Below are 9,271 nucleotides of genomic sequence, written 5' to 3'. Positions count from 1 at the left end.
CCCGGGCGCGCCGGCGGGGGGGGGGGGGGTAGCCCTGCTGCTGCGGGGCGTAAGCGGGTGGGAAAGGTTGTTGGGGCGCTTGGGGGTTGGGCGGATAGGGGTATGGGGCGGCGGGGCGGGCGGCGGGTTGTGGGGCGGGTTGTGGGGCGGGTTCCTTGAGGGCGCGGCGGGCGGCGGCGGCGAATTCGGCGCAGGTGTGGAAGCGGTCGGCGGGGCGCTTGGCCATGGCCCTGGCGATGACGGCGTCGACGGCCGGGGAGAGTCCGGGGCGGCGCACGCTGGCCGGGTAGGGCATGAAATGCAGGTGGCCGCTGATGATTTCACCGGGGTTCGGAGAGTCGAAGGGGCCGATTCCGGTGAGCAGCCAGTAGAGGGCACAGCCCAGTGAGTACTGGTCGGTGGCGTGGTCGAGCCGACCGCCGGTCATCTGTTCCGGCGAGGCGTACGCGAGGGTGGCGGTGAACATGCCCGCCTGGGTCAGATGCGTGGAATCCTCACGCAGCCGCGCGATTCCGAAGTCGGTGAGGAACACTCGCTCCCCGTGCCCGCCGACCGCCCGCGCCAGCATGATGTTGGCGGGCTTCACATCTCGGTGCAGCACGCCCCTGCTGTGCGCGTAATCCAGTGCGTCCGCGACCCCTTCGATGATCTGCACCGCCCGCTCCGGCGGCAGCGTGGCGGTCTGCACGCTGGCCGCGTCCACACCGTCCACGTACTGCATGGAGATCCACAGCTGGGCATCCTCGGAACCCCGGTCGTACACGGCGACGATATTCGGGTGATCGAGCTGCGCCACCAGATCGGCCTCGCGCTCGAACCGCGCCCGTACCTCGCGGTCGGCGAACAGCTCCCGGTTGAGCAGCTTCAGCGCCGTCAGCTTCCCGAGCCGGGGGTGCCGCGCGAGATACACCGATCCCATACCACCCTGCCCGAGCAGCCGTTCGATGGTGAATCCGGCGAATACGTCACCCGTCTTCAGCAAGGCGACGGCCCCCCTTCCGGTGACATACGGGTGCGGAGAGCCTACCGCTCACGATGTCCTTCCGGCCGCTCGGTTCCACGGTCTCGCACATGGTTCAGCCCGGTGTCACCAGCCCGGATTCATAGGCCAGTACCACGGCCTGAGCCCGGTCACGCAGGTTCAGTTTCGCGAACACCTTGGACACGTGGGTTTTCACGGTCTGCTCGGCGACGAACAGGGTTTCGGCGATCTCGGCATTGGACATACCCCGCGCGATCAACTCCAGCACCTCGCGTTCGCGAGGAGTGAGATCGCCCAGCGCCGGAGTGGGCGCCCGGCGGGCGCGGCGGCGGGTCACGTCGGCGATCAGCCGCCGTGTCACCGTCGGCGCGAGCAGCGCGTCACCACCGGCGACCACGCGCACGGCGCGCACCAGCTCCTCGGCGGGCGCGTCCTTCAGCAGGAATCCGCTGGCCCCGATCCCGAGCGCCTCGTAGACGTAGTCGTCGATATCGAAGGTGGTGAGCATGAGCACCCGGACCGGCGGCTCGAGCCCCGCGGACAGAATCACCCGCGCCGCGTCGAGACCGTTCATCTCCGGCATGCGCACATCCATGAGCACCACATCCGGCCGCAGCCGCTTCGCTTCCGCCACAGCGGTTTTCCCATCGGGCGCGTCCCCGACCACGCTGATGTCCGGCTGCGCCGCCAGCAGCGCGCCGAACCCCTGCCGCACCATCGCCTGATCGTCGGCGATCAACACGGTTATCGCCACAGTCCCACCTCACGCACCCCACGAGTCTCGCACGCTCGCACCGAAGGCATGCCCGCGAGGGGGAACTGGTGGCGGCGGCCATTCGCACGATGCCGCCACCAGTTCCCCCGTGATCCGATGACTACGTATCTATGGGGAGGTGGGCGTGGACTTCGAAGGTGCCGTCGGGGTGGGGGGTGGCGGTAAGGTGGCCGCCCGCGGCCTGGGCGCGGGACTGCATGCCGGTGATGCCGCTGCCAGGGGTGTCGTGGGGGGAACGAGGGGCCGTGGGGATCTGGGTGGCGGCGTCGTTGGTGACGGTGAGGGTGACCGCGGTGGTGGCGGCGACGATGCGCACCCGCACCGGCGCGCCGGGGGCGTGGCGGGAGGCGTTGGCCAGCGATTCCTGGACGATGCGGTAGAGGGCGAGGCCGGTGGCGTCGGGGATGGCCGTCAGCGGGCCGTCGATCTCCGTGGTGAGGGCCATGCCCGCGCGGCGGGCGCCCTCCAGGAGGTCGGGTACCTCCATGGCGGTGGGTTGCGGGGCGTGTTCGGGCAACTGTCCGTCGCTGCGGAGCACGCCGAGCAGGCCGCGGATCTCGTTGAGCGCCGCGCGGGCGCCCACGCCGATGGCCTCGAACTCCGCGCGGGCGGCCGTGGACAGGCCGTCGATGCGGTAGGGGGCGGTCTGTGCCTGCACCACCACCATCGACATGTGATGGGCGACCACATCGTGCAGGTCGCGGGCGATGCGCGCCTTCTCCTCCAGGATGGCGCGGCGGGCCCGCTCCAGTTCGGTCTCCTCGGACTGCGCGAGCAGCGCCTGCCGCGACTGGGTCAGCGAGCGCACCATGAGGCCGAGCAGCACGATCCCGGTCACGGCGATGGGCCAGCCGAAACCGGAGGTGGCGAACTCGTCGCCCTGCGCGGCCATGGTCGTGCCCATGAGCAGCGCCGTCGCCAGCCACGCGACCAGCACGATCTGCATGCCGGAGCGCACCGCCACCGCGAACAGCAGCGCGAACAGGCACAGCAGGTGCACCACCTGGAACGGGATGTCCTCACCGGATCGATTCGGAATCGCCAAGGCGATGACCAGCGCGGCCCCGGCCGAAATCGCCCAGCCCAGCGCCGGATTCACCCGGGCGAGCAGCAGCGGGAAGGCGGCGAACCCGGCGATGAACGGGGCGGCCGCCGCGGCCACCTGGTGGGTGATGAACAGTGTCGGCCACGCGACGGCGTAGAGGATGAGCGCCACCGCGACGGTGCCCACGTCGAACCAGAGCCGCGCGTGCTGCAGCCGCCGTGACGGCAATGTCGCAACCATAGCCACGACAGTAGGACCCGTCCCGCCGCCGCACCTCATACCCCCGAGCGATCTTGGACCCCCTACCGGAGTATCACTTCCCGGCACCCCTCCCCCGTACCGCGCAGCCGGGAAACCGTCCCGCAGCGTGACGTCCCGGAGCCCGCCTCCTCCATAGCGTCGGAAACCATGATCGTGAGCCCGGACCACCAGGGTCGTCCCCGCCGTCCCCACCCGTGCCCCACCGCATCACGCTCCAGTAGGCCGATCCGCGGTGCGCGGCTGGCGGCCGCGGCGGCGGTGCTGCTGGCCGCCACGGTGGCAACGGCCCCTGTCGCGACCGCGACCGCACCCGCCCCGGGTAATCCCGCGACACCCGACGGTGCTGTCGCGGTCAACTCCGACAGTCCGGACGCCGCCGCTGCCGTCGGCGACCGACTGCCGACCATCCCACCTCGGGTCGCCGCAGCGATCACCGGCGTTCCGGCGACCGACGTGGGTGGCGATCCCACCGCTGATGACGGTGGCTCGGCCGCCGGGACCGGGAACGGCGCGCCCATTCCGAGCACGGTGCGCGACGAGAACGCCGGTGCGCGGTCGGCGGTCGTCGCACTCACCTCCACGGCCGGATCCGGTGCCGCGATCCCGCCCGACTTCGCCGCCGTCATGGGCTATCACCCGACGGTCGAGCAGGGGTTGCTGGTCAACCCCGGTGGCGACTGCTCCTCCCCTGTTCCGCTGCCCGCCGAGTTCGAGAACGCTTGCAAGGCCCATGATCTCGGATACGATCTGCTGCGCTACGCCGATGCGCGGGGCGAGCCGCTCACCGCGTGGGCTCGACAGGCGCTCGACGCCACCCTGGAGCAGCGCATGCACGCGGCCTGCATCGCGCGCCAGGAACCGATCGCCCGCGCCCGCTGCCGCATCATGGCCAGCGTCGCCACCACGGCCGTGGACCTCAACTCGCGCCGCCAGGACTACGGACCGCCCGTCCACGAGAATCTCGCCGACGCGACGGCTCCCACCTCGCCATCCATGGCGGCCGCCTACCCGCTCGCCGCCGCTGCGCTGGCGCTGAGCGGATTCGCCACCGGCCGCGGCCTGCGCCGCCGCGCCGATCGACCGGATACGGGCGGGTTCCGCCGCCCCACCACCGAAGCGAGCGCACGGGGGACCTCGGCATGAACACCACACATGAACCCGCAGCCGATGCCGCACAGCGCCGTGAACCACCGGAGTCGCAGCCGCACACCACAGCGCCAACAGACCACGACAACCGAGCACGGCAACGCACGACGGGACACGACAACCCGGATTACCACCGGCGGCACCGTGCATCCGCCCGTTCGAACGCTGGCGACCGCGGGGGTCGAAGTCCGCAGCGCGTGACGCCGACGACCCCGCAGGATCGGAGACGGCCGATGGGCCGGTCCACGGATTTCGATCCGGCCGACGATCAGCGGCAGCGGCGGGGGCCGCGGGTTCGTTTCGTGTCCATCAGTCCCGCGGCAACGCCGCGGCTCGGCACCACGGTGGGAATCACGCTGGGTGTACTCGCCTCACTGGCTCCGGGGCTGCTGCCGCGCACACCGTCGGCGCAGGCGATTCTGAGCGGGCTGCTGGCCGTGATCGGTCTCGCGCTGGCCGGGCTGGTGCGGTTCACGTTGCGGCGCTGCGGCGTGCATGTCGATGCCGTGACGGCGCGGTGGCGGCAGCCGACGCTGCTGGTGGCGGTCGTCGCGACGGGCGGGGCCGTCGGGTATGCCGAGCATTGGCAGACGCGGTTGCGGGACGCCATGGGGGTCGCGCAGGTCGGCGCGGAGTACTGGCTGTGGTGGCTGCTCGGAACCGCTCTCATCGTGGGCGCGGCCGTCGGGCTCGCGCACGGAATCCATTGGCTGGTAAGGCGCATGGGACGGTTGCGCAGTGCGGTGCTCGGCGTCCTGCTGGTGGTGGCGACGCAGGGGGTCGCGGTTCCGGCGGTGGTGCAGTGGCGGCAGGACGCCTACGCCGCCGCGAACGCCGCGGTGGATCCGGCGGTGCGGCAGCCGATCTCCGCCGCGCGGTCGGGCAGCCCGGTATCCACGGTCAGCTGGCCGTCACTGGGCGCGCAGGGCCGTCGCTTCGTGGCGGGTACGCCCGCGCGAGCGGTGCGGGTATACGTCGGCCTCGATTCCGCCCCGGATCTGAATTCCCGCGTGGCACTGGCCATTCGGGAGTTGGAGCGCTCCGGCGGCCTGCGGCGCTCACATCTGGTGGTCACCGTTCCCACCGGTTCGGGCTGGATCGACGCCGAGGCCGCCGCAGGTCTCGACGACCGCTTCGACGGCGATGTGGCGCTGGTCGGCCTGCAATACTCGGCGGCACCGAGCTGGGCCACCTTCGTCTTCGGCCGCGCCGCCGCGGAACGGTCCGCCCGCGCTGTGTTCACGGCCATCGAACAGCGTCTGTCCGCCCTCCCTCACCCGCCGAAGCTCTACGTCTACGGCCAGAGCCTCGGCGCGCTCGGCGGCAGCGCCATCTTCCCCGACGACGCCGACCAGGACCGCCGCACCTGCGCCGTTCTCTGGGCCGGACCCCCGGCCGGAGCCGTCAACCGCGGCGGCGCAACGGTTCTCGCCAATGCCTCCGACCCGGTGGTGCACTGGTCCCCCGCCCTGCTGTGGCGCCCGGCGAACCTCACCGACACCCGCCCCGACGCACCCGTCCCGCCGTGGCTCCCGGTGGTGAGCTTCCTGCAGACCACCGCCGACCTCCTCGCCGCCCTCGACGCCCCCACCGGCCACGGTCACCGCTACGGCCCCGACCAGGGCACCCGCCTCGGCACCTGCTGAACCCAGCCGATCCGGCCCCCGAGAGCTGATCCGGCCCCGGGTTTCGCGTGGGCCGGATCAGTTCAGTGGTCACCGGGATTGCGGCCGAAGCCCGCGAACACTCAGACGATCGGTCCCCGCGCGGCCTCGTAGGCGGCGCCGACGCGGTACAGCCGGTCGTCGGCCAGGGCCGGGGCCATGATCTGGAGGCCCACCGGCATGCCGTCGTCCTGGCTCAGCCCGGACGGCACCGACATGGCGCAGTGTCCGGCCAGGTTGGTGGGCAGCGTGCACAGGTCGGACAGGTACATGGCGAGCGGGTCGTTGACCTTCTCGCCCAGCTTCCACGGGGTGAACGGGCTGGTCGGCGAGACCAGCACGTCGACGCTCTCGTACGCGGAGTCGAAGTCCTGCGCGATGAGGGTGCGCACCTTCAGCGCCTGACCGTAGAACGCGTCGTAGTAACCGGCCGACAGCGCGTAGGTGCCGATCATGATGCGGCGCTTGACCTCCGGGCCGAATCCGGCCTCGCGGGTGAGCGACATGACCTGCTCGGCCGAATGCGTGCCGTCGTCGCCGACGCGCAGGCCGTAGCGCATGGCGTCGAAGCGCGCCAGGTTGGACGACACCTCCGACGGCAGGATCAGGTAGTAGGAGGCGAGCGCGTACTCGAAGTGCGGGCACGACACCTCGATCACTTCCGCGCCGAGATCCTTCAACTGGGCGACGGCGGCGTCGAAGGAGGCGAGCACGCCGGGCTGGTAGCTGTCGGAGTGCAGTTCCTTGACCACACCGACCTTGACGCCCTTCAGATCACCCCGCGCGCCTTCGCGGGCGGCGGCGACCACGGGCGGCACCGGCACATCGCGCGAGGTGGAGTCGCGCGGATCGTATCCGGCGATCACCTCGTGCAGCAGCGCGGTGTCCAGTACGGTGCGACCGCACGGCCCGCCCTGGTCCAGCGAGGACGCGCACGCCACCAGGCCGTAGCGCGACACCGTGCCGTAGGTGGGCTTGGTGCCGACGGTCGCGGTCACGGCCGCGGGCTGCCGGATGGAGCCGCCGGTGTCGGTGCCGATGGCCAGCGGCGCCTGGTAGGAGGCCAGCGCCGCCGCCGAACCACCGCCGGAACCGCCCGGAATCCGATCGGAGTCCCACGGGTTGCGGGTCGGCCCGTACGCCGAGTTCTCGGTGGAGGAGCCCATGGCGAACTCGTCCATATTGGTCTTGCCGAGAATCGGGATACCGGCCGCGCGCAGCTTGGTGGTCAGGGTGGCGTCGTAGGGCGCGACCCAGCCCTCCAGGATCTTGGACCCGCAGGTGGTCGGCTGATCGGTGGTGGTGAAAACGTCCTTGAGCGCCAACGGAACACCGGCCAGCGGCGAAGCCACGGTCCCGGCGGCCACGGCCCGGTCCACCTCGGCGGCGGCGGCGAGCGCCTGCTCGCCGGAGACGTGCAGGAAGGCGTTGATCTCGCCGTCGACCTCGGCGATGCGCTGAATGTGCGCCTCGGTGACCTCCACCGAGGACACCTCGCGGCCGTGGATCTGCTCCGCCAGCTCGGCCGCGGTCAGCTGTGTCAGGTCACTCATTCGCCCTCTCCCAGGATCTGCGGGACCATGAACCGCTGTTCTTCGACCGCGGGTGCGCCGGACAGCGCCTGCTCCGGGGTCAGGCACGGCTGGACCTCGTCCGGGCGGGTCACATTGGTCGCCGGGTTCGGCGACGCGGTGGCCGGGACATCGGCGGCGGCGACTTCGGAGATGGCCTTGACGTGGTTCAGGATCGAATCCAGCTGACCGGCGTACAGGTCCAGTTCTTCCTCGGTCAGGGCGAGCCGGGACAACCGGGCGAGGTGTGCGACCTCGTCGCGGGAGATGGCGGGCACCGCGGGACCCCTTTCGGCATGGTTTAGCGTGGTGATTCGGCTGTCCGACAGCCTATCGACTCGTGCGGGGGCGTCCGTCACCGGTCGGGACCATGGCGGGCACACTCGATAGCCGCCACAATGAGCAGTGGTCCACGTCACCGGAATCCCGTCGACTCGATAACGGTCTCACGAGGGTGTAAGTATTGCCAGACTCGGGTATCCGTTCCGAGTTGTCGGTCGCACAGGAAAGGAAGGGACGCACGTGTCATTTCTGCTCCGCGTGCAACTTCCGGATCGCCCGGGAAGTCTCGGCTCACTCGCCCTCGCGCTGGGCTCCGTCGGCGCCGACATCCTCTCGCTGGATGTCGTCGAACGCGGCGACGGCTACGCGATCGACGACATCGTGGTGGAGGTGCCGCCCGGCGCACTCCCCGACACCCTGATCACCGCGGCCGAATCCCTGGCCGACGTGCTCGTGGACTCGCTGCGCCCGTACTCCGGGATGTTGGACACGCATCGGGAACTCGAGCTCATCGACCAGGTGGCCAGTGCCCGCGACGACCGGCTTCAAGTGCTGGTGGACGGGGTGCCGCGGGTGCTGCGGGTCGGCTGGAGCACCATTATCGACATGGGTCCGCAGGGGGCCTACCGCGTGGTCGGCAGCCAGAGCGCACCCTCCACCCAGGCGGCGTCGGCGCCCTGGATGCCCCTGGAGAAGCCGTGCGTACTCGACGGCGAGGCCGACTGGGTGCCGCAGATCTGGCGCGACATGGACACCAAACTCGCCGCCGCGCCCCTCGGCGACACGGGCAAGGTGCTGTTGCTCGGCCGCCCGGGCGGACCGGATTTCCGGCCCAGTGAGGTGGCGCGGCTGGGCTATCTGGCCGGGATAATCGCCACTGTGCTGGGTTAGTCGAAAAGCTGGGTTAGTCGAAAGCTGGGTTAGTCGAAACGGCCACGCGCCCTAGCGGATTCGCATCCGTCGAGGTGGGCGCTACGTCTCCTGGCGCAGATCCAGCCGCATCACGGTGAGCGGCGTCCCCGCCATGGTCCGCCAATCTCGTTCCGGCACATGGACGAAACCGATCCGGTCGTAGATGCGGCGGGCATCGGCCATGGTCGGCATGGTGGTGAGGACGACGCCCGCGCGGCCCTCGGCCCGCGCGATCTCGACCACCCGATCGATCAGCGCCGAGCCCACGCCGAGGCCGCGCGCCCGCTTCGCCACGGCCAGCATGCGGAACTCCAGTTCGCCCGGCCGGGCGATATCGGCGAACGGCGTTCCCGGCCGGGCCACCGTCACCGACCCGAGCAGCTCGTCCCCCCGCACCGCCACCAGCACCTCCGCCGCGGCGGCCCGCGTCGCGGTATCCGCGAGCTCCGCCACGTAATCACTGCGCGAATTCACATGCCCCTCCCCCACATACACCTCGACCGTCAACGCCCCGACGGCCGCGAACTCCCCCGCCCGCGCCTCCCGGATCTCCACACCCATACCGCCTCCATCCGACCCAGCACTGGACATTCGATCACGGGGAACTGACGGCGGCAGTGCGCGAGTGGCGAC

General features: G+C 70.9%; 9 protein-coding genes. 3 read left to right on the top strand and 6 right to left on the bottom strand.

Annotated features, from left to right (window positions below; translation table 11 throughout):
* The 3 genes from QK444_RS07840 to QK444_RS07830 form a co-directional block, all read right to left on the bottom strand.
* Positions 1 to 982: serine/threonine-protein kinase (locus QK444_RS07840; RefSeq protein WP_282778518.1), on the bottom strand; the 982-nt coding region annotated here is incomplete at its 3' end.
* Positions 983 to 1,076: 94 nt separating this feature from the next.
* Positions 1,077 to 1,736, bottom strand: a complete 660-nt coding sequence (locus QK444_RS07835; RefSeq protein ID WP_039816221.1) for a response regulator transcription factor — start codon at positions 1,734 to 1,736, stop codon at positions 1,077 to 1,079.
* A 121-nt stretch (positions 1,737 to 1,857) separates the two neighbouring features.
* Positions 1,858 to 3,042, bottom strand: coding sequence for a histidine kinase (locus QK444_RS07830; RefSeq protein ID WP_282778514.1), 1,185 nt, complete (start codon positions 3,040 to 3,042; stop codon positions 1,858 to 1,860).
* Between the two features lie 168 nt (positions 3,043 to 3,210).
* On the opposite strand from QK444_RS07830, the gene QK444_RS07825 reads away from it, so the two are divergent.
* A complete protein-coding gene (locus QK444_RS07825; RefSeq protein WP_282778512.1) occupies positions 3,211 to 4,206 on the top strand; it encodes a hypothetical protein in 996 nt (331 codons plus the stop codon).
* A gap of 236 nt (positions 4,207 to 4,442) precedes the next feature.
* Complete coding sequence (locus tag QK444_RS07820) at positions 4,443 to 5,855, top strand: alpha/beta-hydrolase family protein (protein ID WP_282778511.1); 1,413 nt, start codon at positions 4,443 to 4,445, stop codon at positions 5,853 to 5,855.
* A gap of 101 nt (positions 5,856 to 5,956) precedes the next feature.
* Here QK444_RS07820 and gatA read toward each other — a convergent pair whose 3' ends face one another.
* The gene (gatA, locus tag QK444_RS07815) at positions 5,957 to 7,426 is read right to left on the bottom strand and encodes an Asp-tRNA(Asn)/Glu-tRNA(Gln) amidotransferase subunit GatA (protein WP_282778509.1); all 1,470 of its coding nucleotides are present in this window, start codon (positions 7,424 to 7,426) and stop codon (positions 5,957 to 5,959) included.
* On the bottom strand, positions 7,423 to 7,722 hold the full coding sequence (gatC, locus tag QK444_RS07810; protein ID WP_029930688.1) for an Asp-tRNA(Asn)/Glu-tRNA(Gln) amidotransferase subunit GatC: 300 nt from the start codon (positions 7,720 to 7,722) through the stop codon (positions 7,423 to 7,425). The genes gatA and gatC overlap by 4 nt, the downstream gene beginning before the upstream one ends.
* A 244-nt stretch (positions 7,723 to 7,966) precedes the next feature.
* Here gatC and QK444_RS07805 point away from each other — a divergent pair, with 244 nt between their 5' ends.
* Positions 7,967 to 8,617 carry an amino acid-binding protein gene (locus QK444_RS07805; protein ID WP_029930689.1) on the top strand — a complete coding sequence of 217 codons (651 nt, stop codon included), beginning with the start codon at positions 7,967 to 7,969 and terminating at the stop codon, positions 8,615 to 8,617.
* An 81-nt stretch (positions 8,618 to 8,698) separates the two neighbouring features.
* Here QK444_RS07805 and QK444_RS07800 read toward each other — a convergent pair whose 3' ends face one another.
* On the bottom strand, positions 8,699 to 9,199 hold the full coding sequence (locus QK444_RS07800; protein ID WP_282778507.1) for a GNAT family N-acetyltransferase: 501 nt from the start codon (positions 9,197 to 9,199) through the stop codon (positions 8,699 to 8,701).
* Between the last annotated feature and the right edge of the window lie 72 nt (positions 9,200 to 9,271).

Source organism: Nocardia sp. CC201C (assembly GCF_030010695.1).
Classification (GTDB): Bacteria; Actinomycetota; Actinomycetes; order Mycobacteriales; family Mycobacteriaceae; genus Nocardia; species Nocardia otitidiscaviarum.
The sequence above is the reverse complement of the archived record's forward strand: the minus strand, read 5'-3'. Positions and strand labels throughout refer to the sequence as shown.

Coding starts and splice junctions, on each gene's coding strand:
- QK444_RS07830 (WP_282778514.1), bottom strand. CDS start 3,042: ATGGTTGCGACATTGCCGTCACGGCGGCTGCAGCACGCGCGGCTCTGG.
- QK444_RS07825 (WP_282778512.1), top strand. CDS start 3,211: ATGATCGTGAGCCCGGACCACCAGGGTCGTCCCCGCCGTCCCCACCCG.
- QK444_RS07820 (WP_282778511.1), top strand. CDS start 4,443: ATGGGCCGGTCCACGGATTTCGATCCGGCCGACGATCAGCGGCAGCGG.
- gatA (WP_282778509.1), bottom strand. CDS start 7,426: ATGAGTGACCTGACACAGCTGACCGCGGCCGAGCTGGCGGAGCAGATC.
- QK444_RS07800 (WP_282778507.1), bottom strand. CDS start 9,199: ATGGGTGTGGAGATCCGGGAGGCGCGGGCGGGGGAGTTCGCGGCCGTC.